The organism is Rhodococcus sp. YH3-3, from assembly GCF_001653035.1.
GTDB lineage: Bacteria > Actinomycetota > Actinomycetes > Mycobacteriales > Mycobacteriaceae > Rhodococcus_F > Rhodococcus_F qingshengii.
The window spans coordinates 1,087,843-1,112,869 of sequence record NZ_BCWH01000002.1; the positions used below are offsets into that span (position 1 = coordinate 1,087,843).

At 60.9% G+C, this 25,027-nt stretch carries 24 protein-coding genes; 14 read left to right on the forward strand and 10 right to left on the reverse strand.

Going from position 1 to position 25,027, the window contains the following annotated elements; all coding sequences use genetic code 11:
• The first annotated feature begins 70 nt into the window (after positions 1 to 70).
• The 8 genes from YH3_RS17955 to YH3_RS17990 all read left to right on the forward strand — a co-directional run bounded on the left by YH3_RS17955 (position 71) and on the right by YH3_RS17990 (position 9,656).
• Positions 71 to 2,098 (forward strand): CocE/NonD family hydrolase, encoded by a 2,028-nt coding sequence (locus YH3_RS17955; protein ID WP_064443811.1) that lies wholly within the window; start codon positions 71 to 73, stop codon positions 2,096 to 2,098.
• Positions 2,099 to 2,160: 62 nt separating this feature from the next.
• Positions 2,161 to 3,405 carry an aldolase/citrate lyase family protein gene (locus YH3_RS17960; protein WP_064443812.1) on the forward strand — a complete coding sequence of 415 codons (1,245 nt, stop codon included), beginning with the start codon at positions 2,161 to 2,163 and terminating at the stop codon, positions 3,403 to 3,405.
• Between the two features lie 3 nt (positions 3,406 to 3,408).
• Positions 3,409 to 4,395: an allantoicase gene (alc, locus tag YH3_RS17965; protein ID WP_064443813.1), complete on the forward strand. Its 987-nt coding sequence runs from the start codon at positions 3,409 to 3,411 to the stop codon at positions 4,393 to 4,395.
• Between the two features lie 16 nt (positions 4,396 to 4,411).
• Positions 4,412 to 5,341 carry an allantoinase PuuE gene (puuE, locus tag YH3_RS17970; protein ID WP_003940421.1) on the forward strand — a complete coding sequence of 310 codons (930 nt, stop codon included), beginning with the start codon at positions 4,412 to 4,414 and terminating at the stop codon, positions 5,339 to 5,341.
• A gap of 169 nt (positions 5,342 to 5,510) precedes the next feature.
• Positions 5,511 to 6,422, forward strand: coding sequence for an SDR family NAD(P)-dependent oxidoreductase (locus tag YH3_RS17975; RefSeq protein WP_030535273.1), 912 nt, complete (start codon positions 5,511 to 5,513; stop codon positions 6,420 to 6,422).
• Position 6,423: 1 nt separating this feature from the next.
• The gene (locus YH3_RS17980; RefSeq protein WP_030535274.1) at positions 6,424 to 7,344 is read left to right on the forward strand and encodes a hypothetical protein; all 921 of its coding nucleotides are present in this window, start codon (positions 6,424 to 6,426) and stop codon (positions 7,342 to 7,344) included.
• Complete coding sequence (locus YH3_RS17985; protein ID WP_007733920.1) at positions 7,341 to 8,828, forward strand: NAD(P)/FAD-dependent oxidoreductase; 1,488 nt, start codon at positions 7,341 to 7,343, stop codon at positions 8,826 to 8,828. Before YH3_RS17980 ends, YH3_RS17985 begins: the two co-directional genes overlap by 4 nt.
• Before the next feature lie 75 nt (positions 8,829 to 8,903).
• Complete coding sequence (locus YH3_RS17990; RefSeq protein WP_007733922.1) at positions 8,904 to 9,656, forward strand: MerR family transcriptional regulator; 753 nt, start codon at positions 8,904 to 8,906, stop codon at positions 9,654 to 9,656.
• 43 nt (positions 9,657 to 9,699) lie between these two features.
• Here YH3_RS17990 and YH3_RS17995 read toward each other — a convergent pair whose 3' ends face one another.
• Both YH3_RS17995 and YH3_RS18000 read right to left on the reverse strand, forming a co-directional pair.
• Positions 9,700 to 10,455, reverse strand: coding sequence for a class I SAM-dependent methyltransferase (locus tag YH3_RS17995; RefSeq protein WP_007733927.1), 756 nt, complete (start codon positions 10,453 to 10,455; stop codon positions 9,700 to 9,702).
• Positions 10,456 to 10,537: 82 nt separating this feature from the next.
• The gene (locus tag YH3_RS18000) at positions 10,538 to 11,788 is read right to left on the reverse strand and encodes an MCE family protein (protein WP_371595084.1); all 1,251 of its coding nucleotides are present in this window, start codon (positions 11,786 to 11,788) and stop codon (positions 10,538 to 10,540) included.
• Between the two features lie 338 nt (positions 11,789 to 12,126).
• On the opposite strand from YH3_RS18000, the gene YH3_RS18005 reads away from it, so the two are divergent.
• Both YH3_RS18005 and YH3_RS18010 read left to right on the forward strand, forming a co-directional pair.
• Complete coding sequence (locus tag YH3_RS18005; RefSeq protein ID WP_007733929.1) at positions 12,127 to 12,438, forward strand: helix-turn-helix transcriptional regulator; 312 nt, start codon at positions 12,127 to 12,129, stop codon at positions 12,436 to 12,438.
• A 98-nt stretch (positions 12,439 to 12,536) separates the two neighbouring features.
• Complete coding sequence (locus tag YH3_RS18010) at positions 12,537 to 13,712, forward strand: MFS transporter (protein ID WP_064443814.1); 1,176 nt, start codon at positions 12,537 to 12,539, stop codon at positions 13,710 to 13,712.
• On the opposite strand, the gene YH3_RS18015 is transcribed toward YH3_RS18010, so the two are convergent.
• The 3 genes from YH3_RS18015 to YH3_RS18025 all read right to left on the reverse strand — a co-directional run bounded on the left by YH3_RS18015 (position 13,679) and on the right by YH3_RS18025 (position 16,821).
• Complete coding sequence (locus YH3_RS18015; RefSeq protein ID WP_007733934.1) at positions 13,679 to 14,407, reverse strand: aspartate/glutamate racemase family protein; 729 nt, start codon at positions 14,405 to 14,407, stop codon at positions 13,679 to 13,681. The genes YH3_RS18010 and YH3_RS18015 overlap by 34 nt on opposite strands.
• A gap of 5 nt (positions 14,408 to 14,412) precedes the next feature.
• Entirely contained in the window at positions 14,413 to 15,987 is a 1,575-nt protein-coding gene (locus YH3_RS18020; protein ID WP_058226165.1) for an NCS1 family nucleobase:cation symporter-1, read from the reverse strand.
• 108 nt (positions 15,988 to 16,095) lie between these two features.
• Positions 16,096 to 16,821: a GntR family transcriptional regulator gene (locus YH3_RS18025; RefSeq protein WP_042451513.1), complete on the reverse strand. Its 726-nt coding sequence runs from the start codon at positions 16,819 to 16,821 to the stop codon at positions 16,096 to 16,098.
• A gap of 196 nt (positions 16,822 to 17,017) precedes the next feature.
• On the opposite strand from YH3_RS18025, the gene YH3_RS18030 reads away from it, so the two are divergent.
• Positions 17,018 to 19,375, forward strand: a complete 2,358-nt coding sequence (locus YH3_RS18030) for a LuxR C-terminal-related transcriptional regulator (protein ID WP_058226164.1) — start codon at positions 17,018 to 17,020, stop codon at positions 19,373 to 19,375.
• Here YH3_RS18030 and YH3_RS18035 read toward each other — a convergent pair.
• Together YH3_RS18035 and YH3_RS18040 are read right to left on the reverse strand one after the other, a co-directional pair.
• On the reverse strand, positions 19,350 to 19,586 hold the full coding sequence (locus YH3_RS18035) for a hypothetical protein (protein WP_058226163.1): 237 nt from the start codon (positions 19,584 to 19,586) through the stop codon (positions 19,350 to 19,352). The two genes, YH3_RS18030 and YH3_RS18035, sit on opposite strands and share 26 nt — an antisense overlap.
• A 190-nt stretch (positions 19,587 to 19,776) precedes the next feature.
• Positions 19,777 to 20,316: a C40 family peptidase gene (locus tag YH3_RS18040; protein WP_039973374.1), complete on the reverse strand. Its 540-nt coding sequence runs from the start codon at positions 20,314 to 20,316 to the stop codon at positions 19,777 to 19,779.
• A gap of 413 nt (positions 20,317 to 20,729) precedes the next feature.
• Between YH3_RS18040 and YH3_RS18045 the strand changes: the two genes are divergently transcribed.
• The 3 genes from YH3_RS18045 (at position 20,730) to YH3_RS18055 (ending at position 23,003) form a co-directional block, all read left to right on the forward strand.
• Positions 20,730 to 21,011, forward strand: a complete 282-nt coding sequence (locus tag YH3_RS18045; RefSeq protein WP_003939922.1) for a DUF6412 domain-containing protein — start codon at positions 20,730 to 20,732, stop codon at positions 21,009 to 21,011.
• Positions 21,012 to 21,123: 112 nt separating this feature from the next.
• The gene (gene yidC, locus YH3_RS18050; RefSeq protein ID WP_003939695.1) at positions 21,124 to 22,077 is read left to right on the forward strand and encodes a membrane protein insertase YidC; all 954 of its coding nucleotides are present in this window, start codon (positions 21,124 to 21,126) and stop codon (positions 22,075 to 22,077) included.
• A gap of 50 nt (positions 22,078 to 22,127) precedes the next feature.
• Positions 22,128 to 23,003, forward strand: coding sequence for an oxidoreductase (locus tag YH3_RS18055; RefSeq protein WP_030535283.1), 876 nt, complete (start codon positions 22,128 to 22,130; stop codon positions 23,001 to 23,003).
• A gap of 78 nt (positions 23,004 to 23,081) precedes the next feature.
• On the opposite strand, the gene YH3_RS18060 is transcribed toward YH3_RS18055, so the two are convergent.
• From YH3_RS18060 to YH3_RS18070, 3 genes are read right to left on the reverse strand one after another with little or no spacing between them, the layout of a single operon-like run.
• The gene (locus YH3_RS18060) at positions 23,082 to 24,089 is read right to left on the reverse strand and encodes an NADP-dependent oxidoreductase (protein ID WP_019745038.1); all 1,008 of its coding nucleotides are present in this window, start codon (positions 24,087 to 24,089) and stop codon (positions 23,082 to 23,084) included.
• The gene (locus YH3_RS18065; protein WP_003939720.1) at positions 24,086 to 24,514 is read right to left on the reverse strand and encodes an organic hydroperoxide resistance protein; all 429 of its coding nucleotides are present in this window, start codon (positions 24,512 to 24,514) and stop codon (positions 24,086 to 24,088) included. Before YH3_RS18065 ends, YH3_RS18060 begins: the two co-directional genes overlap by 4 nt.
• A complete protein-coding gene (locus YH3_RS18070) occupies positions 24,511 to 24,972 on the reverse strand; it encodes a MarR family winged helix-turn-helix transcriptional regulator (RefSeq protein WP_003940568.1) in 462 nt (153 codons plus the stop codon). The genes YH3_RS18065 and YH3_RS18070 overlap by 4 nt, the downstream gene beginning before the upstream one ends.
• Positions 24,973 to 25,027 lie beyond the last annotated feature (55 nt).

Consider the following 25,027-nt stretch of genomic DNA (forward strand, 5'->3'; position numbering starts at 1 on the left):
GTAAGTTCGTGACACCGGTCACTGTCGTGGGGGCAGGGCTGGGTCATCACAACAGAAAATTGGAGTTTTCGTGAGGACACGACTTCTACGTCGAAGGTCGACAACGATTGCGGTGGGGCTGTGCGTCGTGGGATTGGCGGTGCCGAGCGCCGTCGCTTCTGCGGATCCGACGGGAGGGTCGGACGGGCAGGCCTGGCTCGCGGCAACGGAGGCGACGCCGCAGTATCCGGGGGTCTCGATCGAGTGGGACGTGCCCATCACGATGAGTGACGGCACAGTTCTGCAAGCGAATGTGTACCGACCGGCGGATGCATCCGGGCGGGCCGTGGAATCGAAGACGCCATCGGTCCTCAACATCACGCCGTACACGAAACTGCTGGACACACTGGTGGATTCAGCTCTGTCGATCCCGCAGGTCGGTGAGACGCTGATGGACGTTGCGAACTCGCTCGACCTCGCGGCGCCGTTCGACGGAGTGTCGGAGTTGACGGGCGTCATCGCCGGCGGAGGCGCCAGGGTTCTCGGCGTCAACCGTGATCTGGTCCAGAACGGATACACGCAGGTAGTGGTCGACGCACGTGGAACCGGCTTCTCCCAAGGTAATTGGGACGTGCTCGGTAAGCGCGAGCAACAGGATTCGGTCGAGGTCATCGACTGGATGAGCAAGCAGGGGTGGTCCGACGGGAAAGTAGGGATGGCGGGCATCTCGTACTCCGCGATCAACTCGGTGCAGGCGGCGAGCAACAATCCACCTGCACTGAAGGCGATCTTCCCGGTCGAACCTGGCAACGATCTGCTGCGCGACATCGTCGGAACCGGTGGCGGCCTCGGAGTCGGGTTCATGCCGTTGTGGTTGACCGCGGTCAACGGGCTCAAACTCATCCCGAACGTTCAGGACATCCTGCAAGGAAACTTCGATCCCCTGTGGTTGGCGAGCCGCCTCGAGGATCCGGGAACGCTGATTCCCGAACTGGTGCAAGCGATGACGGCTCAGAGAATCGAGGACGTGTCACCGTCGACTCTGCAAGTCGCGCAAGACGGGCAGTTCTATCAGGACCGAGCCGCTGACGTCGGCAACATCGCCGTTCCGACGATGGTTTACGGCGGTTGGCACGACATCTTCGCCAACAGTGAGCCGCGGATCTACAACGGAATCGATCTGCCGCCCGGGCAGAAGCAGTTGATCATGGGGAACGGCTATCACGTCACTCCCGGTGGAGGATTCGGCAAGGACGGTGCGCCGCCGCGCCTCGACGTGCTCGAACGTGCGTGGTTCGACAAGTGGCTCAAGGGCATCGACAACGGAATCGATCGTTACGGTCCGGTGACGATGTTCCAGCAAGGCGGCGGATGGATCACGGACGATCAGTTCCCGCGAGCCGGTGCGAGCTACGAACGTATGTATCTGAACTCTGCGCCCAGCGGTACTGCCGCCCACGCATCGTATGACGGTTCGCTGACGAATGACCCGCCCAGTGCCGCAGCGCGATTGACAGTCGCACCAGGACTGCGAGGCTTCTGCTCCGGTGACGGAACTCAGGGAACTGCCGGGATCTCCGTGGTGCTCGGTGCGACGTGTTCCAAGGATTCCCGATTCCAGGAAGCGGAGGGCCTGACGTTCACCGATGAGGCAGTGACGGAGCCGACCTCACTCTCGGGCCCGATCAACGTCCACCTCGAGACCGTCCTGGACGCGACGGACGGATTCTGGGCAGCGACGGTCAACGACGTAGCACCGGACGGAACATCGACACCGATCACGAACGGCGCTCTGACTGCGTCGCTGCGGGCAGTCGACGATTCGAAGAGCACTCGCTCGGCCAACGGTGACTACAGTGAACCGCACCACTATCTGACGATCGACACGCGTCAGCCGGTGGTTCCCGGTGAGGTCACCACCGTCGACATCAACATGCTCCCGACGGACGCAGTGCTGCAACCGGGGCACCGGCTCCGCGTCGACGTCTACGCTGCCAGCGTGCCGCGATACCTGGCGCTCGGCCCGATGCTCGCCGACAGCCAACTCAAACCGCAGCACATCGAGTTGGCTGCAGACCGGCCGAGCTTCGTCAACGTTCCGTTCGTCGGGGGCCGCTGACTCGGATTGGATCGGCGGCGTGAGAACCTGCGGGCTCGCGGACGTTCTGAGAAGATCGTCCGATGACAGAATCCCGACTCTCCGCCGCCGTCCACGATCGTCTGGACGGACTTCTGGATCCGGTGGACGAGCGGCTCGCGGCGCAGTACCCGGGAAACCGTGACGAGATCCAACCCGTGCACACGATTTACGTCAGTGCCGCGGATGCAACCGTCGACACCCCTCGACTCTGGGGTGAGCAGGCGATCGCGCTTCTCGATTCCCATGCTCATGTGTTCGCCGATCTCGACACGGAGAATGCGCTCGCTGATGTGCGAGTTCAACTCGGCCGCAAGCCGGTCCAAGACTTTCGGATCGATTTCGAGGACGGGTACGGACGCCGCAGCGACGAAGAAGAAGACGATGCAGCGACGTCGGCCGGACAAACGCTTGCCGCGCTCAGCGCTGATCCTGCCGGGCCGAACTGGAGTGGCATCAGGTTCAAGGGGTTGCCGGCCGGTGAGCGTCGGCGCTCGATCAGGACGCTCGAGCTTGTGCTCGACGCGGCCGGCGGAGTGCCGGACGGATTTGTCTTCACCGTTCCCAAACTGCGCGCGGTGGAGCAGGTCACGGCGACGGTGTTGCTCTGCGAAGAGCTGGAGAAGGCGCACGGACTCAAGCTCGGTTCGCTTCGGTTCGAGTTGCAGATCGAGAGCCCGCAGGCGGTCATCGCGGCCGACGGAACGGTGGCAGTTGCTCAGGCCATCCATCGTGGTGCCGGTCGTCTGACCGGTTTGCATTACGGCACTTACGATTACAGTGCAGCTTGCGGAATTGCATCGCGTCATCAGTCGCTCGAACATCCGGTGGCAGACCACGCAAAGGCTGTCATGTTGGCTGCTGCCGCGCAGACCGGCGTCTGGGTGTGCGACGGGTCGACTCAGGTCGCGCCTATCGGGAGCGCCACGGCGATCCGCGACGCGATCACTCGGCACCATCGCCTCGTCACGCGGTCCCTGGAACGCGGTTACTACCAGGGGTGGGACATGCACCCTGGGCATCTGGTCACCCGCTGGCTCGCCACGTTCGGCTTCTATCGCAACGCGCTCGGCGCCGCTGCCCCGCGCATCCAGTCGTACTTGGGGCGCCAAGGTGGCGACGTGATGGACGAACCTGCAACCGCCCAGGCGCTCGCAGCGGTGGTACTGCGCGGGCTCGACGCGGGGGCTTATCCGGAATCCGAAGTTCTCCGACTCGCCCCGAGCGCCGACACCAACGCACTCCGTCACCTCGTAGGACGCACCACACCGATCACAGGAGAACACTGACCGATGAGCACCACCGAATTCACCTTGCTGCCCGATCTCGCACTGCGCACCCTCGGCGGAGCCGTCATCTGGGCGAACGACGAGGCGTTTGCCGAGCGTGAGGCCCTGATCCGCCCAGGCAAGGCCGGGTACCAGCCGGCGACGTTCGGTCACAAGGGGCAGGTGTACGACGGTTGGGAGACGCGTCGCCGCCGGGTGGCAGGCCATGACGAGGCGATCGTCCGACTCGGTGTTCCCGGAGTGGTGCGAGGCGTCGTGGTCGACACCGCGTGGTTCAAGGGCAATTACCCGCCCGAGATCTCGGTGGAAGCAATCTCGGTCGACGGGTATCCGGATCCCGCCGACCTGGCCGGATCCGGCGAGTGGACAACCATCGTCGAGCGCTCGACCGTGCGCGGTGACTCGGAGAACCCGTTCTCGGTGGCGTCGGAGCAGCGGTGGACGCACGTCAAGCTGACCATTTACCCGGACGGCGGCGTGGCAAGATTCCGTGTTCACGGCGAAGCGCGGCCGGACCCGCGTTTCCTCGATGCCGGGCCGTTGGACCTCGCAGCACTCGAAAACGGTGGCCGCGTGACCGATTGCTCCAACATGTTCTACAGCTCACCGCAGAACATCCTGTTTCCCGGACGTGCTGCTTCGATGGGTGACGGGTGGGAGACCGCCAGGCGCCGCGACAACGGAAACGACTGGGTGCAAGTACAACTCGCGGGTGAAGGCGTGCTGAGTTTCGTCGAGATCGACACCTCGTACTTCCTCGGAAACAGTCCAGGTGAGGGTGCTCTGACCGGGCGGACGTCGGAGGGGGAGTGGATCGAACTGTTGCCGCGCACGACGCTGCGTCCGGATACGCGCCATCGCTTTCCGATCGATTCCGAAGTCCAGGTCACCGATGTTCGTCTGGACATCTTCCCGGACGGTGGCCTGGCGCGGCTGAGAGTCTTCGGCGTACTCACCGACGCTGCTCGCGCTGTGATCTCCGGGCGCTGACGGTAAAGTTGTTGGCATGAGCGACTATCCGCGCGACGACTATCCCCGGGACATGGTGGGGTACGGCCCTCATCCGCCGCATCCGCACTGGCCCGGCGACGCGCGGATAGCGGTTCAGTTCGTGCTCAACTACGAAGAGGGAGCCGAGAACAACGTCCTGGACGGGGACGCGGCTTCGGAAACATTTCTGTCGGAAATGACTCCGGCAGAGGCATTTCCGAATCGACACATGAGCATGGAATCGCTGTACGAGTACGGCTCACGGGCCGGGTTGTGGCGTGTACTGCGAACCTTCGAGCGGCGAAACCTGCCTCTCACGGTCTTTGCGGTGGCGCGGGCGATGCAGCGTAACCCCGAAGCAGTCAGTGCTTTTCAGGAGTTGGGCCACGAGATCGCGTGCCACGGATTACGTTGGAAGTCTTACCAATCCGTGGACATCGAGCGCGAACGCGCTGACATGGCCGAGGCAGTGCAGATTCTGCGAGATCTGACGGGTTCGGCGCCTCTCGGTTGGTACACCGGACGCGATTCACCGAACACCCGCGAATTGGTCGTCGAGCACGGCGGCTTCGTCTACGACTCCGATTCGTACGCCGACGATCTGCCGTACTGGGTCGACGTTCCGCGTGGCGCAGAATCGGTGAAGCACCTGGTCGTCCCGTACACCCTTGACACCAACGACATGCGTTTCGCCTCTCCCGCAGGATTTCCCAGCGGTGATCAGTTCTTTGCGCACCTACGCGATGCCTTCGACGTGCTGTATGCGGAGGGGACGGCCGGATCGCCCAAGATGCTCTCGATCGGGTTGCACTGCCGCATAGTCGGCCGCCCTGCCCGTGCGGCCGCTCTCGAGCGATTTCTGGACCACGTGCAGTCACACGAGAAGGTCTGGATCGCGCGGCGCATCGACATCGCCGAGCACTGGAAGACCGCGCACCCCGTTTAGATCACGGTCGGTCGACAAAAGACTTCATTCGAGCAGTCCGGGTACTGGTTCGACTGCCGCGTATTCCGCCATCGAATTCTAGGCCATTGACAACTGGCACGGTTGTGGATGACTCTTTGGAGATGGAGAAACACACAGCAGTCGAAGCGTCTTCAAGGTGAGCCGACCGGTGCCGACCAAGAAACCGACCAAGAACCGCGGATCGAAGGTGTCCCACAATGCCCGCGCAGTGGTGACCGGCGCCGGCAGCGGAATCGGCCGTGCCTTTTCATTGGAGTTGGCGCGCAGAGGCGGTGAGGTGATCTGCGCGGATATCTCGCTGGAACGGGCCAAGGAAACAGTGGCACTCATCGATGAGATCGGTGGTACCGCGCACGCCGTCAAATGCGATGTGTCAATTCGTGAGCAGGTTCAGGACCTGGCGTTGTTCGCGGAACTCGAACTTGCGGGTCCGCTTTCGTTGGTGATCAACAATGCCGGGGTGGGTATCGGTGGAAAACCGGTGGGCGAGATCGGTTTCGACGATTGGGAGTGGGCACTCGGGATCAATCTGTGGGGTGTCGTGCACGGCTGTGAGATATTTGCTCCACAACTGCGTGCGAGCGGCGCCGGGGGATTCATCAACGTGGCCTCGGCTGCTGGGTTTGCGGCTGCGCCGCTGATGGCGCCCTACAACGTCGGTAAAGCCGCCGTGATGTCGCTCTCGGAGACCTTGTCCGCTGAACTTGCCGGTACGGGAGTGCGGGTGACGGTGCTGTGTCCGACCTTCGTCAAGACAAATGTTGCTCTCGACGGCCGAATCACCGCGGAAGCAACACAATTGGCGCAAGCGTTGATGCGGCGAACCGGCTTTTCGCCGGAGCGCATCGCCGTCACCACTCTCGACGCCTACGACAAGGGTCGACTCTACGTGGTGCCGCAGTTCGATGCGAAGGTGATCTGGCGACTCAAACGGTATCTACCCGTTGCATACACGTGGGGCTGTGGAGTTCTCAATCGCTTTGCACCGAAACAGAAGTCGGGATCATCTGGAACTTCGGCGGCGCCGGAGACGAACTCGCCGAGCACGAAAGGAGCGTGACATGTCCTTCGATTTCGACGGCATGCTGCACAAGATCAAGGACCGCCAATGGGCTCTGGTGGACATCGACTGGGATGCTCCGGGCGCCGAGACGATCAGTCCAGAGCTTCATGCGAAGCTGAAACCGTTCATGTCGGACCTGATGTGGATCGAGAACGTCGGTGCCCGTGGCTTCGCTGCGATGGCTCTCAAGGCGCCGACTGAAACTCTCCGAGACATCTATCGGCATTTCCACGCCGAGGAACAGAAGCACGCCAACGCCGAACTCGCGCTGATGCGTCGGTGGGGAATGCTGGACGGCGACGAGATGCCCGAGCCCAACATCAACGTCAAGCTCGTCATCGACTGGCTGGACAAGCATTCCGACGGTTTGTCGCTCTCGATTCTCGGGACCGTCATACCGATGCTCGAGGTGGCGCTCGACGGAGCCCTGGTCAAGTTCATCATGGACGAGATCGAGGATCCGGTCTGTCAGGCTGTGTTCAAGAAGATCAATGCAGACGAGTCCAGGCATCTGGCGGTCGATTTTGCGGTGATCGAGATGCTCGGGCACTCGACGACGCGCAAGCTCGTTGTCGAAACCGTCGGCGCCTGGTTGAATCCGGCGTTGATCATCGGGACACTTCGCTACATCCCGCTGCTGAACAAGATGCGCGACAACATCGTCGACATGGGAGTGAACGAGGAACGGCTCTACACCGCGATGAAGCGATTCAGGAACGTAGGCGAACGGAGTCCGGCCGCGCTCCGCGTCCCGATGTATCGGGTGGTGAAGTGGCACGGCAACATGGTCATCAATCGCAACCATCCCTACCATCTGCTTGCCGATCGGATGGTCAAGGTCACTGGCCGACTTTCCGGCAGCAGGCTCAATTCCGAGCCGACCTGGGCCAAGGAACTTACGTACGAGCCACTCGCATGAGTACTGCCGAGCCACTGTCAGTGGCGATCATCGGTGGAGGTTTCGCAGGAATCGGAGCGGCGATTCGGTTGAAGCAGAACGGTATCGAGGACTTCGTCGTTCTCGAACGCGGCACGGAGGTCGGCGGGACGTGGCGCGACAACACGTATCCGGGAGCTGCGTGCGACATTCCGTCCCGTCTGTACTCGTACAGTTTCGCCCCGAACCCGGACTGGTCGCACACCTACTCGGCCAGCGCGGAGATCCTCGGCTACATCCGAACGATGGTGAAAGAGTTCGGCCTCGAGCCGAAGATTCGGTTTCGGTGCAACGTCACGGGCGTCGAGTGGGACGAGCAGACAGGTGTCTGGGCGATCGCGCTCGAGGGCCGTGAAGCGGTCATTGCCCGGACCGTCGTCATGGCGTCCGGTCCGCTGGCGAACGTCAGCTTTCCTGCTGTTCCGGGTTTGGAGAGCTACGAAGGACACAAGATTCACAGTGCTCGCTGGGACCATGACTACGACTTCACCGACAAGCGGGTCGCAGTGATCGGAACCGGGGCCAGTGGCGTCCAGATCGTCCCTGAACTCGTGAAAACTGCACGATCAGTGAAGGTTTTCCAACGAACACCGGGATGGGCATTGCCGCGAGCAAACCTACGCACCCGATCTCGCACGAAGGATCTGTACCGTCGTCATCCGGTCGTCCAGACTCTGGCGCGTCGGGCTTGGTACTGGGGACACGAATCGGTAGCTCTCGGGGTGGTGTGGGAATCCCCGTTGACGAGGGTGGTGGAAACAGTCGGGCGTCTTCATCTGCGCATGCAGGTGAAGGACCCGTGGTTGCGGCGACAACTCACTCCCGACTTTCGGGCAGGGTGCAAGCGGTTGCTGATGACCAGCGAGTATTACCCGGCTCTCCAGCAAGACAATTGCACACTCGTGACCTGGCCGATCGCGAGATTGGCGCCACATGGCATTCGCACGGTCGAAGGGATCGAGCATCAATTCGACTGCATCGTCTTCGCCACCGGCTTCGACGTTTGCAAGACCGGAACACCGGTCCCGATCATCGGCCGGGACGGACGTGTGCTCGCTCAGGAGTGGAAATCCGGGGCGCGTGCGTACAAGAGCATTGCGGTATCCGGTTATCCCAACCTGTATTTCACCTTCGGACCCAACTCGGGTCCGGGGCACAGCTCCGCCCTTGTGTACATGGAAGCGCAACTCGACTATCTCGCCCAAGCGATCAAGATCGTTCTCGAGCGCGACCTCAAGGCACTCGATGTTCGTCAAGATGTCGAAGATGCGTACAACGTCGAGTTGCAGCGTCGGCTGTCGAAGACCACGTGGAACTCGGGATGTTCGAGTTGGTATCTCACCGACGAAGGATTCAATGCCACTATGTTTCCCGGTTTCGCGACCCAGTACGTGAACCAATTGAAATCGGTGGATCTTCGGGACTACACGAGCACGGTGCGCGAGAAAGACACCGCGCAGACCTGATCCCGGGTTCTGATCGGCCTGGTGTTGCCACTAAGTTGGAATCGTGACGACCGACGCGGCAGAGGAGACGAGGCGGTGACCGAGTACCGCATCGACGATCTAGCGCGCGCTGCGGGCACCACCTCGCGGAATGTACGGGCATATCAGGAACGTGGATTGCTTCCTCCGCCGGAGAAGCGTGGGCGGGTAGGCATCTACGGCGACGCGCACCTCGAACGCCTCAAGCTGATCGACACGCTTCTTCAACGAGGTTTCACCACTGCGCATATCGACGACTTCATCACCGGGTGGGAAAGCGGGAAAGACCTGACAGAGGTGCTGGGTCTGCAGCACGCGGTCACCGAACCATGGTCCCGCAGCGACACCGTGAGTATCGAGATGGCCGTCGTACGCGAGTTTCTCGGGGGAGATGCAGATGGTCAACTGCATCGTCTCGTAGATCTCGGACTGGTACAGATCGAAGGAGAGAACTGCGTTTTCACCGATCCTGCTTTGCTCAGCGGATTTTCGAGTCTCCTCGACTACGGTTTCACTCTCGATCAACTGGTCGATGTGCACGAAAAGCTTCACAACGCTGTGGACGGGATCGCCAAAGACCTGATTCAGGCGGCAAAGGATCGCATCGTCGATCAGCACGGGGTCGGTTGGCTCCCGGAGGGCGACGAGGTTGCCGGAACAGCCGAGATGCTCCAGACGATGCGTGAACTCGGTGTGGCGTCGGTACATTCGGCACTGGCCCGGGCACTCGACGCGAACCTTCAGCGTGAACTCGGCGACTATCTTGCCGCTGCGATCGGCTCGCGGAGCGACGCCGACGAGTCCGACTAGCAGCATCGATCACGTTCGGGATGTGCGGCCCGTCGCGGTGCGCTCAGCTCTTGCGTGCCTCGATCAGGAATCGACTCGAGTGCGCGACAAAAGATCCGTCGCGACGGATCTGCTGATCGAGTTCGCGGAGCCGGTCCCGATACTGCGCGACGGTGAATCCCGGAACCATCCAGATCACCTTGCGTAAGAAGTAGACAACGGCGCCGATGTCGAAGAATTCCATGCGCAGACGCTCGAAACGAAGGTCGACGACGGTGAGCCCGGCCGCAATCGCGTCGGCAGTTTCGTCCTCGTGGTGCCGTCCGCGACGAGCCTGCGGCTGAGGACCGAGAAAGTACTCGACCAGTTCGAACACGCTGGCGTGACCCACATGTTGAGCGAAGTACGTTCCTCCCGGTTCGAGTACCCGCGCGATTTCGGTCCACCACACCGTCGCTGGGTGTCGGCTGGTCACCAGGTCGAAAGCCGAATCGGCGAACGGTAGCGGCGGCTCGTCCTGATCCGCGACCACCACCACACCTCGGGGACGCAGAAGGGCGGTGGCCTTGGCGATGTTCGGTGGCCAGGATTCGGTTGCTGCCATCACCGGCGGGAGTGACGGTGCAGCGGCGAGGACTTCGCCGCCGCCGGTCTGGATGTCCAATGCGGCGCCGGCGCGGCCGAGACGTTCACCCATCAGCCTCTGGTACCCCCACGACGGACGCTGCTCCGTGGCGCGTCCGTCGAGCCACGAGAAATCCCACCCGTCGACGGAGGCGGATTCCGCTTCGGCGACAAGTTCGTCGAAACCTCGTGACATGCTCTGTGACTCGCCTTCAGGCGTTCCTTCCGACATCACATCATCATCGTCGCGGAGGGTCGATGGTGCCAGTTGTTTACGGCTACTTCGGGGTGGCGCCGAGCATCGGTGCGAGTTGAGTGGCAATCGGGTTCAGGTTGAGCTTGTCCGGGTCCACCTTGGGCTTGCCGTCCCACGGTTGCGAGGTGTTCGGGTCGGCGAACGCGATGCGGTTGGCGCTACGAACTCCCGTTTCGCTGCCCTGAGGTGCCTGGCAGTTGGCGGCAGTGTTCAACGGGAAGTTCTGCGTCGTGTCGTCGAAGTTCGGGTCCTTGCGCTTCATCTCGTCGAGGATTGCCATGGTCCCTTCGTAACCGACGGTGCACGAGAGCGGGTTGTTGGTCTCGAGTACCAAGCCCAGATGTACTGTGCCGTCTCCCGGTGCAACGGTGGGCGCCGCCCCGGCGAGCGCAGGCAGGAAGAGCAGGAATGGCTGCAGCGAGGGCAGTGTCGGTGCGGCTGCCGCTGCAACGGCGGAGAGGTTGGAGAGGTTGGTCGTGAGCGCGGGGCCGGCTTCGGTGACGAGAGAGCCGACTTGTTCGCTGGCCGGTATGCCGTTGTCGATCACGCGTCGGATGTCGGGGTCGCTGGTGCGCAATTGCGCCGTCAGTGCGTCGAGGTCGGTGCTGAACTGCTTGATCGCCGACGATTGATCGGACTGGGTCGTGAGCACCGTCTGGCTGTCGCGGATCAGTCCGAGGGTCTGGGGAAGGGTGTCGAGGCCCGACTGGGAGATCCCCGACAGCGAGTCGGCAAGTACCTGCAGATCTTCGCCCTTGCCGTTGAATGCCGCGCCGAGTTCTTTCGCGACGGTGTGGAGTGCGTCGACCGGAACGGAGTGCACCAGACCGTTGGCGCTGGTCAAGACATTCGCGATCGGGATCGGCGTGGTTGTGTCGCCCACGGCGATCACCGAGCCGTCTTCGAGGAACGGGCCCTGGTCGGTATCGGGCTGAAGGTCGACGTACTGCTCGCCGATGGCTGAGCGATTGGCCACCACGGCCCGCGCGGATGCGGGAATCTGCGGAGCACTGCTGTCGATCAACAGGTCGACTTCGATTCCGTCGGACGTGAGCGACATGTCACCGACGCGTCCGACGGGTACACCGCGATAGGTCACTTCGGCGTTGGTGAAGATGCCACCGGACGTCGCCAGTTCGGTTTTGACCGTGTATTGGCCGAATCCCAGAAGATTGTCCAGCCGTACGTATTTCGCTCCGACATAGATCAAGCCCAGGAGTGCAACCACGACGAGGGCGACCAGCTGCCATTTGGCGAGCTTCGACATCACCATGAGGTGAGGACCCTGAACTGATGCGGTGTGTTCATGGTTCGACTCCCGAATGACAAGCCGGGTACGGCTGGTGTTGAGCGAATTGTGTTCACCCACGGACGTTCTGAGGTGAACCGGAAACTTCCGGCAATTCGTTGTTGGCGATAACTATAAACAAGTCGTCACAGATAGAAAGTCGGCGCTGAGATTTCCGCAGGTCGTCGAAACGTAAGTGTCGCAGCTCACTTCGAATGCTTCGATGTGATGCAGACGGCTTTCGGTCCGAATCGGGCTTGACTTCGCCAAACATATCCACAAAAGTAGATGCGTTCCGGTTGTCGTGCAGAGGGGTGTGGTCCATGGATGCTTTGGCGATCTTCAAGGCGCTGTCCAACCCGACTCGCCTGCAGATCATGGAGTGGCTCGCGCATCCGGCGAAGTATTTCGACGAGGACTCGTATACGCAGCAGGATCTCGGGTTTCACATCGGAGTCTGTGTCGGTGACATCCAGGGGCGATCGGGACTTGCCCAGTCGGTGATCTCGGGGTACCTGCAGGGCATGAAAGACGTGGGTCTGCTCGAGTCCGAGCGCATCGGGAAGTGGACGTATTACCGACGAAACGAATCCGTGATCGGCGAGTTCAGGGAATTCGTTCGCGAAAAGCTGTAGCGGCCGAATTGCCCTCGTCGGCCTGTTTGTTCAACCAAATATATCTACATATCTAGATATGTAACTGTCTTGTGTGACGTAGTAGTGAGGAGTGTGTCGTGAAGTCGAAATTGTTGATACCGGTTCTGGCGTTGGGTGTATTCGGAATCATCACTACGGAGATGGGCATTATCGGGGTTCTGCCTCAGATCAGCGAAAAGTTCGGTATCACCGCGTCGACTGCCGGATGGTTGGTCGGTGTGTTTGCACTCGTCGTGGCGGTGACCGGTCCGTTCACAACGCTGATCACCTCGGGAATCAACAGGAGAACCGTTCTGTTGGTAGCGATTGCAGTCTTTGCGGTCTCCAATGTGGTGTATGCGACCACATCGAGTTTCGAGGTGATGTTTGCATTTCGGATCATCCCCGCCGTGGTTCATCCGGTCTTCTTCGCTGTCGCGCTTGCAAGTGCGGTTCGTCTGGTATCGCCGGAACAGGCGACCGCCGCGGTGACCAAGGTATTTGCAGGCGTCACAGTCGGATTCGCGTTCGGCGTGCCCTTGACGTCCTATTTGGCCGAGAACTTTTCGGTGTCGACAGCATTCGTGTTCGGCGCCGTGGTCAACATTCTCGCGTTTCTCGGGATTGTCGTACTTCTGCCCTCGGCTCCTGTGACACAACGCCTGTCGTACGGTGCACAGGTCGGGATACTTCGCCGGCCGCGCGTGTGGTTGACCATTCTTTCCGTCACCTTCGTCTTCGCAGCCATGTTCTCGGTGTACGGATACTTTGCCGAATACCTCGGCGAGGTGACCGGCATGAGCGGATCGTGGATCAGCGCGATGCTATTGGCTTTCGGTGTCGTGATGATCTTCGGCAACTTCGTCTTCGGGGCTCTGCTCGCCAAGGGGGTGGTGTGCACGGTTGTGGCTTTTCCCTTGCTGTATATCGTCGTCTACGTGATGCTCTATCTGGCGGGCCCGTACTTCGGCGCGATGGTTGTAGCCGTGTTGGTTTGGGGTGTAGTGCATTCCGGTGGACTGGTGGTTTCGCAGAGCTGGATGGGGCGAGACGCAGTCGACGCGCCTGAATTCGGCAACAGCCTTTTCATCTCGTTCTCCAACCTGGGGATCACGCTCGGCACTGCGGTCGGTGGACTGTTTCTCGCGCATTTCGAAACCCGCCAATTAGTCTGGGCTGGAGTATTGTTCGCGATCCTGGCGCTGCTGGTGACAGGTGTTCGACTCTCGCTCAGGCACGCTCACAGCGAGAACGGTGTCAGTGTACCGGTGTAGTTCTTGGGAAGTGGGCGTGCGAACTCGCCGCGCGAACTGGTCGACAGCCCGAGGGTGACCAACGACTGAACCATCGTGACCCCAGCGGCAACGCCGTCGACTACCGGGACACCCAGTTCGTCGGACAAGTCCTGGCACAGGTCCGCCATGCCGGCGCAACCCAGCACGAGGACGTCCGAGTCGTCTTGCTCCAATGCGTCGAAACAGGCTTCCAAGATCACCTTTCGCGCGTCGGGATCACGATCGAGTTCCAGAACCGGAATCTCGCAGGAGTGGATACCCCGGCACCGAGCCTGCATGCCGTACCGGTCCACCAGATCGGCTGCGCGGCCGCGGGTTCGACCGAGAGTGGTCACGATGCTGAATCCGCGACCCAGGAAACTTGCGTAGTTCATGGCCGCTTCGGCAACAGCTACGACGGGGCCCTTGGCCAACTCTCGGGCTGCATCAAGACCTGGGTCACCGAAGCAAGCGATGACGTAGCCGTCGACTTCGTTCTTTTCTCCGGCGGCGATCTCGGTCAGGATTCCGGGGACGCTGAGAGCTTCGTCGTAGTGGCTTTCGATCGACGCGGGACCCATGGCAGGGCTGACAGCCTCGACGAATGTGCCCGAGCCTGCGACGGTCCGGGCACATTCCTCGATCTTGGCGGTCATCGCCCACGTGGTGTTGGGGTTGATCACCTTGATTCTCATGACGATCAGTCGACCGTCACAGTGTCGGGAGAGGAAGCATTCCGGACAGCTGAGGAAGAGCGCGCGGCGAGTAGGTAATAGACGGTGAATCCGAGCCCACAACCGATGAACCAGCTGTACTGCGCTGCGGTGTACATCCCGGTGAGGTCCTTGCCCAGGACCGGGACCATCGCGACGACGGCTCCCACCACGGTGGCGATCACTGCAGCAGGGTTGTATCCCTTGCTGTACCAGTAGGTTCCGGTCGGCGACATGCTGAACAGTTCGTCGACGATGACCTTCTGCTTGCGCACGAGGTAGTAGTCGGCAATCAGAATTCCGAACAGCGGACCGATGAAGGCTCCGAGGGTTTCGAGTGTGTAGTGAATGACGTCCGGATTGTTGTACAAGTTCCACGGCGTGATGAGGATCGAGCCGATCGCTGCGATCATTCCGCCGGCGCGCCAGCTGATCTTCTGCGGACTCACGTTGGAGAAGTCGAAGGCCGGGGAAATGAAGTTGGCCACGATGTTGATGCCGATCGTGGCGATGGTGAAGGTGAGTGCGCCGAGAACGATGGCGAAGGTGCTGTCGATTCGTGCAACGGTCGCAACGGGATCGGTGATCAGTTCGCCGTACACCGGCAGCGTCAACGATGCAGTGACGACGACCAACACCGAGAATACGAGGAAGTTCAACGGCAAACCGAGGAAGTTGCCCTTCTTGACGGCAGCGAACGACTTTCCGTAGCGGGAGAAGTCGCCGAAGTTGAGCATCGGTCCGGAGAAGTACGAGACAACCAGAGCGATCGCACCGAGCATGACCGGCACGGCGTCGAAACCCGAGTACTTGACGTCGCCGAGCGTGAGATCGATGGCGCTCCAGCCTGCCTTGTAGATCAGGTAGCCGCACAGCATGAACATCACGACATACACAGCCGGCCCGCAGAAGTCGATGAAGCGGCGGATCGATTCCATGCCTCGCCAGAAGACACAGGCCTGAAGTACCCACAGGAGCATGAAACTTCCCCAGCCCAGTGCGGAGAGTCCGGCGAATCCGTAGTCTTCGACGACGGCATAGGGCGCGAGTGACGGAAAGAGTTTGATCAGTACGACATCGAGGGCTGCTGAAGCGAGGAAGGTTTGAATTCCATACCAAGCCACGGCAATCAGGCCACGAATGATTGCCGGGATGTTCGCGCCGAGGACGCCGAACACGCTGCGGCAGATCACCGGATACGGCACGCCGGTAACTTGGCTGGGCTTGGCGACGAGATTGCAGAAGAAGTAGACGATCGTGATACCGACCAGCAGGGCGACGAGTACTTGCCAGCTGGCCAATCCCAGTGCGAAAAGACTACCGGCAGTGACATATCCGCCGACGCTGTGTACGTCGGACATCCAGAAGGCGAAGATGTTGTACGACGACCAGGTCTGCTTGCGAAGCGGCGCCAAGTCCTCGTTGGTCAAACGAGGGTCGTAGCCCGGCTTGATCAGGCCGCTTCCGACAGGGTGACCCGCGGCTTCGACAAGGTCACCCGATCCGGTTTCCTTTGGGGGAGTGGGGGTAGTGGTCGTTCGGGACGGAAGAATGTCGGTCATGACAGCTCCTGTGCATCAGTGCAGGAAATCAGCGGACGGTGCCACGAGCTCTCAGCGTCAGTGATGAAAACTGTGTTGAGAGAAAGGTATCGATGCTGTGTTGCACGACTATTGCGTGATCGGTATATCTTTTTCGGCCAATAGACCGGTGTCTGTCGGTAGAGTCGCGATCACGGTATCGAGTCGGCGATGATGGATTTCGGAAGCGCTCAGAAGTGCGGATGCGTCCCGACGCAGGAATGCGTCCAGCATCGCGGTGTGATCGGAGTGCAGAACCCGGCGATCGACGCCGGCAACATGGACCATCGGCTGTACTGGTTCGGTGATATTCCAGGCAGCTTCGAACATGTGCAGAAGTCGAAGCATCTGAGACGGTCGGGTCAGTGCGAGATGAAAGTTTCGGCTCTCACAGTGATAGGACTGAGAGTCGTCGTAGCGCAATGCGATCTCCAAACGGGAGTTCACCTCGACGGCGTGTTCGTGATCCTCTTCGGTTGCCTGCTCGACGGCGACGGCCAATGCAGCTGATTCGAGAGTTTCGCGGACGATGTACATCTCTCGCAGTTCTGCCGGCGTCAGCTGAGCAACGGTGTAGCCGAATTGATGTCGATGGTCGACCAAGGACTCTCCGACCAGTGTTTTCAGTGATTCCCGCACGGGTATTCGACTGACACCGAACACATCAGCCACGTCGCCGAGAGGAATCGGGGTACCCGGAGGCGCCGAACCCGACAGAATCACTCGCCGCAGTTCGTCGAGGATCGTTTGTTGTGGACTTCCGGGAGCATCGATTACCAGTTGCGTCAGCAGTACCGATCTACGGCGCGGCGGCATGTCGGTCTCCCTTCGTCTGTCTGCCAGAGTAGGAATACGTTGTTTCGTCTGCGTGACACCGGTGTGGCCGTCGTGCATCTCGCACTCGGGGGAGAACAAGTGGGCTCCGATCACATGCTCGCGTGAGTGCTGCTCGGGAGGCCGATCGTGGGGGTAGCGTTGTTGTGTAGTGGTATGGCAGAAAGCGAGTCGGTCGATGGCATCCGCTGTGCGCTCAGAAGCCGACCAGCGAGTTGTCGGCAACCTGCCCTTGGAGCTGACGAGTTTCGTCGGTCGTCGGCGTGAGTTGGCCGACGCCAGGAGATTGTTCGAGACGTCCCGTTTGTTGACACTCACCGGGATCGGTGGCGTGGGCAAGACACGGCTCGCGATCCGACTTGCGGGCGCGTTGCAACGGGTGTTTCGAGACGGTGCCTGGTTGGTGGAACTGGGGGAGCAGACAGATTCGGATCTCCTCGAAGATCATGTCGCCGTGACCCTTGGTGTCCGGTCGGTCTCGTCGGCGGACCCGCTGCAGGCATTGATCGACTACTGCGCCGATCGGAGTCTGCTGTTGGTGCTCGACAACTGTGAACATCTGGTCGATGCCGTCGCTGTGTTCGTAGGCGCGATCCTACGGCGATGTGCCGGCGTCAAGATCCTGGCGACGAGCCGCGAATCGCTGGGCCTGGGCGGTGAGGTGACGATGCGCGTTCCCTCACTCACCACACCGCAGCAACAGCCGCCCGAATTCGAGGGAATTGCCCAGTACGAATCGGTGTCGTTGTTCACCGAGCGTGCGGCTTCCGTCGTACCTGGTTTCACCCTCACCGAGGAGAACAAGCGCGCCGTTGCGCATATCTGTCATGACTTGGATGGACTCCCACTTCCGATCGAACTGGCGGCAGCTCGCCTGCGTGGTATGTCTGCTGAGCAGATCATGAACAGGCTCTCGGATCGATACCGACTTCTTACAACGGGTGGACGCGACGTTCCGAGTCGTCAACAGACGCTGCGATTGTCGATCGATTGGAGTTACGACCTCTGCTCGCCAACCGAACAGCAGTTGTGGGGGAGGTTGTCGGTGTTCTCGGGTGGGTTCGACCTCGACGCCGCTGAGGGCGTGTGTGGGCAGGACATGAATTCGACCGAAGTGCTCGATCTCGTCACCGCGTTGGTCGAGAAGTCCATCCTGATTCGTGAGGAAACCGACGGGGATGTTCGGTACCACCTCCTCGACCTACTCCGGGAGTACGGACATGAAAAGTTGGAGTCCGCCGGTGAGTATTCCGCTCTGCGTCGAAGCCATCGTGATTGGTTCGAGGCACTGGTCGTTCATGCGGAAGCCGAGTGGATCAGTGGCCGGCAAGCTGCCTGGATCGCAAGGCTCGGTCGTGAACAGCGCAACGTCAACGATGCGTTGGAGTACTCGATTTCCACTGCCGGAGAGGCGCGATCTGCAACGCGAATGGTCGGTGCGTTGTACAGATTCTGGCTTGCAGGTGGATTACTTGTGCAGGCGCGTTATTGGACGGATCGAGCCTTGAATGCAGAGGATCGAGAACTGGATCCGTTCCGAGTGGATGTCTTGGCCATCGACGCCGTGAATCACGCGATGCAGGGGGAACTCGAACGGGCAGAAGAGTTGGTCGACGAGAGTTGGCGCCTGGCAAACGACTTGGCGGATGTGCGCTCGCGCGGCTTGGCGACGTGGGGAGACGGATACGTCGATACCTTCAGAGGTAACTTCGATACCGCTACGGCCAAGCTGGAATCCGCGTTGACGCTGTTTCGACTCGACAAGAATCTGCTGCATGTGGTGATCGGCCTGGACACCTTGGGAGTCGCGTACTTCCTGTCCGGCGCTCTTGATCGCTCTGTGGAGTGCAACGAAGAGATTCTCGCGATCACCGTGCCCGCCGACGAGATGATGTTCCAGGCATTTGCGCTGGGAACTCTCGGGCTCGTGAGCTGGCTCCGAGGTGAATTGGATGCCGCAAGTGACTATTTGACTCGAAGTCTGAGAATTCTCGATGCCCCGATGAACTCGGCGTGGTGTATCGAGCCGTTGGCGTGGATTGCTGCAGCGCAACGTGATTGGAAGCATGCAGCGGTTCTGCTCGGCGCGGCAGCCATGTATTGGCAGAAGGTCGGGGGACGGCTGGCGGGCCTGCCGGGTTTGTCAGCTCATCACGACACTGCTGCAGAGACTGCTCGCAAAGCCATGGGTGACGATGCTTTCGACAAGTCGTTTCGCAGCGGGTTTGCGATGTCCGAAGGTGAAGCTGTCGCATATGCGCTCGACAAGCGCTCCAGTGTCACGACTGCGTCGTCGGCTGAAGGGCCTCACCTCACTCCGCGTGAGCAACAAGTTGCGGAACTGGTTGCCCAAGGGTTGACCAATCGCGCGATTGCGGAGCACTTGGTAATCTCGCTGCGCACCGCTCAGGGACACGTGGAACACGTACTGACAAAACTGGGATTCAGTTCCAGAGCGCAGATCGCAGCGTGGTACGTCTCGACCGCGCAGGAGCGTGACTCGCGTGAGGTCAATGGTTCAGCAGGCCGGAGTTGACGTCCGATAGCAGTTCACCACGGTCGTCGCCGCACAAGCAGAACACCGGGTAGCGCTTACCTTCTTCACGCCCCTGAAACGACACTCGTAGCGGTCCAGGCGCATCCGCGCGAGGGGATTCGGTGAGGAAAGTGTACAGCCACGGCCCCTCGTCCAATTCCACGATGGCGAGAACGGTCGAGGGGTCGCCGTGAACCGTTCGCCAGGACACGACAGTGCCGTCTCCGCAACACCGCGTCACGTCCAACCGCGCCCCACGACACCTGGCGCAGACCGCGCTCGCGGGTGAGAGGATGACATCACATTCCGCGCAATGGGGGAGTGTCAATCGTTCGGCTCGCGACGAGCGATTCGAATATCGCCGCGATACACGCTGTTTCATCGAGCTTGCGGGATTCATGTCAGTAACGTCGGGCGAGGTAGTACGGCATCGAGTCCACGGGTGCGCGTTCGACCGACTCCCCGGACGTCGGGGCGTGAACGATCTCACCGCCTCCGGCGTAGATCCCCACATGCTCCCCGCCGTAGTACAGGACCACGTCACCCGGCTGTAGATCGTCCCGGGAAACTGGAGTGCCGCCAACCGCCTGGTCGTAGCTGGTTCGCGGAATCGAAACGCCCGCTTGTGCATAGGCCCATTGAACGAGACCGGAGCAGTCGAACGAGTCCGGCCCGGTCGCGCCCCAGACGTACGGAGCGCCGATCTTGGACTCTGCGGCTGCCAATACGCGGCCTGTATCCGAGGAAGCGAAAGCTGACACCTTCGCCGGATTCGTGTCGACGGAAACTGCGGCGATGTTCCAGTCCCGAAGCACGGGGGCCTGAGCGTTCGCGGTGTCGATACTCACGGCAAGGGTTGTCAGGGAAAGAACGCCGACGACAAGCGCCCTTCCGAGTGCATGCTTCTTCGTGCGGGGGTCGGTGAATCGGTGGTGCGACATTTCGCGTGTTGCCTTTGCGTCGATGCGTCCCGAAGCAGGTGTCCAGATGGGTGTGATCGGGCTTCGGCTTGCGACACTCAGCCTGGTTGCGCCTCGACGTGTTCGCACCGGTCAGTTGGACGGGGTGCATACCTGTTTCGAGCGGCATTGTGGGTGCAAGGCCTGTTGATCGATCGCGAGAACTTCGACGGACTTTCGTGATCCGAATCAAGGAGGGCACGGCGGCCGGCGTCCCCCGGCTCCGGTCAGGCGATTCGCAGCGGGAGCGCCGAACGCTCAACAGTGGCACGGTCGGATGGACCACGATCCTGCGCACAAATGGCTGCGCGAAAAAGTACGTGAGGCAAGCGTCTGGCTGGATTCGGCAGACGTTCTGTACTCTCGCAGTCATGCAACAGCGGAGTACAGGAACGGTGACACGGTCACTGTTGCTGCTTCTGCTGCCGTTCATCGCTCTTCTCGCAGTGCCTCCGCTTGGTTCCTCGGGTAGCGCCGCGGTGCTGGGAACTGCGATTGCCGTCTTCGTGGTCGCTGCGCTCGCAACTTCCTCGAAGTACGAACTTCTGCAACTATGCGCGGTTTCGGCCACTGGCCCGTCTGATGACGAACGCTGCCTGCGTGGTGCTTTCCGCAGGCAGAGCAGCCCGGACGCGCCCGGTCGTCCGCAACCTCGAGCTCCGGGAATCGGTCTGTAGATCGGCAGTCGACGGGTGTGAACTCGTCGTAGGTCGGTCAGACGTCTTGCGTCCACAACCATTCCCGCGCTCTCATCTCTCTGAGCGTGCCTCTCGGTGAGGTTCATTCGTCATGCTCGATTTTGTCTACTACCCCGTGTCCGGAATCCTCTGGTTCTGGCACAAGGTCTTCTCACTGGTCTCCGGATCACCCGACAACGGCGTCGTGTGGGCGTTGTCGGTCGTATTTCTCGTCTTCACGCTCAAAGCCCTGCTGTTCAAACCCTTCGTCAAGCAGGTCCGCACTCAACTGGTGATGCAGAAGCTGCAACCTCAGATCAAGGCGTTGCAGAAGAAGTATTCGGGTGACCGGCAGAAACTCACTGTAGAGATGGCCAAGCTGCAGAAAGAACATAATTACAGTCCGTTGCTCGGCTGTCTGCCGATGCTGGTTCAGGCACCGGTGTTCATTGGTCTCTATCACGTCCTGCGATCGTTCAATCGGACCGGAGCGGCATCGCACGTCCCGTTTCTGAGCCCGACCGAACCGATGTCGGTGGCGGACAACGCGAACACGGCCAACTACTTCTTCAGTGCCTCGGATGTGCAGTCTTTTCTCGACGCCAAACTGTTCGGCGCACCGTTGTCCGCCATGATTTCGAGCCCGGCAGCACAACTGGAAGCATTCGGCGACGTCAGCCGTATCTCCATCATTCTGGTAGCTGTACCGCTGATGATATTTGCCGCCGTCGCTACACATTTCACATCGCGGGCATCCATCGCGCGCCAAGTGGACACCGGAACCGTCAACCCTCAAACAGCGATCATGAACAAGCTCGCATTATGGGTGTTTCCGGTGGGGGTGATCGCTTTCGGTGCGTTCGCGCCCGTGGCGATCCTGCTGTATTTCGTGAGTAACAACTGCTGGACGCTGGGACAACAGCATTTTGTGTACGGACGCATCGCTGCGGAGCAGAAGGAAGCCGAATCGTCGCCGACTCCCGGAATGACCGCGCCCCCGTCGCCCAGAGTGGCTGCACCGCCGCTGCCGGGCGCCAAGCCCATCCGCGCCAAGCGCAGGCGATGACGGAAAGCGACCCCTCCCTACCAGCGAGTAAGGCACGTACGCTGGAAAGCATGACCAAATGGACCGCAGAAGACGTAGTCGATCAGACCGGCCGCACATTTGTCGTCACGGGGGCGAACAGCGGACTGGGTGAGGTAGTCGCACGAGCGCTGGGCAAAGCCGGGGCCGACGTCGTCCTCGCCTGTCGTGACACCACGAAGGCCGACGCCGTAGCCGCCGAGATCGGGCCCAACGCGGTTGTCCGCAAATTGGACCTCTCGGATCTGTCGTCGGTACGAGCCTTCGCCGACGCAACGGAGAAGGTCGACGTCCTGGTGAACAACGCCGGCGTGATGGCGGTTCCGTTCCGCCGGACGGTCGACGGATTCGAAATGCAGATCGGCACAAACCATCTCGGACACTTCGCATTGACCGGATTGCTGAAGGACAAGCTCACCGATCGTGTCGTGACGATGTCCAGTGCCCTGCATCAGCTCGGAACTGTCGATCTGGACGATCTCAATTTCGAGCGTCGGAAGTACAACCGATGGTTGGCCTACGGGCAGTCCAAGCTTGCCAATCTGTTGTTCACGTACGAACTTCAACGCAGGTTCGCGGCGTCGGGATCTTCGCTCAAAGCGCTCGCTTCGCATCCGGGATACGCGTCGACGAACCTGCAGGGGCACACCGAGTCGATCCAGGACAAGCTGATGGGAATCGGCAATTCGATCTTCGCGCAGTCCGCGGAGATGGGCGCCCTTCCCGAACTGTGGGCGGCAACCGCGCCGGATGCCTTCGGCGGCAGTTACATCGGACCGGACGGTCCGTTCGAGCAGCGAGGGTATCCGAAGGTCGTGGGGTCGAACAAGAAGTCACACGATACGAAGACAGCCTCGGGTTTGTGGACACTGTCGGAGAAGTTGACCGGAGTCTCGTTCGGGATTTGATTCAGATATGAAGGTGGCCGCGAACTTCGAGAAGTTCGCGGCCACTTTCATATCCGTTCGAGCTAGATGTTGTTCGGGTTACAGCGTGACAACCATCTTGCCGGTGTTCGCGCCGCGCATCAGGTCGATGAACGCTTGCGGTGCATTCTCCAGGCCTTCGACGATGGTCTCGTCCCACTGAATCTTGTTGTCGGCGAGCCACCCTGCCATGTGGGTGCGGAATTCGCCACCGAGGTGACGGTAGCCGCCCACGAGGAATCCGCGCAGTGTGAGCTGCTTGCCGATCACCAGTGCCAGGTTGTGGGGAGCGGTGGGCTTCTCGGTGGTGTTGTACTGAGCGATGGCTCCGCACAGGGCAATCCGGCCACCCTGGTTCATGGCATCGATTGCGGCTTCGAGATGCTCGCCACCGACGTTGTCGAAGTACACGTCGATGCCGTCAGGGGCGGCAGCGGCGAGTAGTTCGGTGATCGGGCCGTCGTGGTAGTCGAATGCCGCATCGAATCCGAGTTCGAGAAGTCGGGCAACCTTCGCCGGTGAACCGGCGCTACCGATTACTCGCTTCGCTCCGAGCAACTTGGCGATCTGACCGACGAGCGATCCGACGGCACCTGCTGCGCCGGAGACGAATACGGTATCGCCTTCCTTGAACTCCGCAACCGCGGTGAGGCCGGCATACGCGGTGAGGCCAGTCATGCCGAGGGCACCCAGGTAGGCCGTCGCCGGCGCGATGGACGTGTCGGCCGGAGTCACTGCGGATCCGTCGAGGATGGCGTATTCACGCCATCCGAGGCCGTGGACGACGACGTCGCCCACGGCGCGATCAGCCGACTTGGATTCGACGACCTCGCCGACGGCACCACCGTCGAGCGGCGCACCGACCTGGAACGGCGGAAGGTAGGACTTCACGTCGTTCATTCGGCCGCGCATGTACGGGTCGACGGAGATGGCGATGTTGCGGACCAGGATCTGGCCGTCTTCGAGTTCGGGGAGTTCTACTTCGGCGGTGGCGAAGTTCTCCGACGTGGGCCAACCGTTCGGGCGTGAAGCGAGACGGATTTCCCGGCTGACAGTGGTAGTGCTCATTCGTCGTCCTTACTTACTTCGAGGGTGACCTCGATGTTGCCGCGAGTTGCATTGGAGTACGGGCACACCTGGTGTGCCTTCTCCGTCAGCTCGACGGCCTGATCATGGGGTAGATGGGGGAGTGAAACCTCCAGCGTCACAGCGAGTCCGAAGCCTCCTGCACCGTTGGGGCCGATGCCGACCCGCGCGCCGACTGCGGAATCAGCCACGTTGGCCTTCTCGGCACGGGCGACCATCTGCAGAGCGGAGTGGAAGCATGCTGCGTATCCGGCGGCAAAGAGCTGCTCGGGGTTGGTGCCTTCGCCGCTGCCACCCATTTCCTTGGGAATGGCGAGGCCGAGATCGAGGCGTCCGTCCGAGGTGCGAGCGTGACCGTTGCGGCCTTCGCCGGTGGCAAGTGCTTCTGCGGTGTAGACGATGTTCATGACTTCTTCTTTCCGTCGGAGTGGGCGTTGGATGCTTGAAGTGACTCACCGAGACGAGTGAGAACGTCTCGGAGTTCGGTGAGTTCGTCGTTACTCAGACCAGTGGCGCCTGCGAGCTTGGCCGGGATGTCCTCGGCCTTGCTACGCAAGGTGGAACCCGCCTCGGTCAGGTGAATCTCGACGCGACGCTCGTCGGTGGTGAGGCGTCGGCGCTCGATGAATCCCAGACCCTCGAGCCTCTTGAGCAGCGGCGACAGAGTTCCGGTATCGAGATCGAGTGCCTCACAGATCTCACGCACCCCGCGGCCGTCTCGTTCCCAGAGTGTCAACAGGACGAGGTACTGGGGATACGTGATTCCCAGGTCGTCGAGCATCGCCCGGTACGCGGCCGTCGTGGCCCGCGACGCCGAATAGAGGGCGAAGCAGACCTGGCGTTCGAGGGCGAGTGGGTTGGTCACGAGAACAACTGTAGCGCACAGTTAAGTTGTGCACAACAAAGAAGTGTCAAATAGA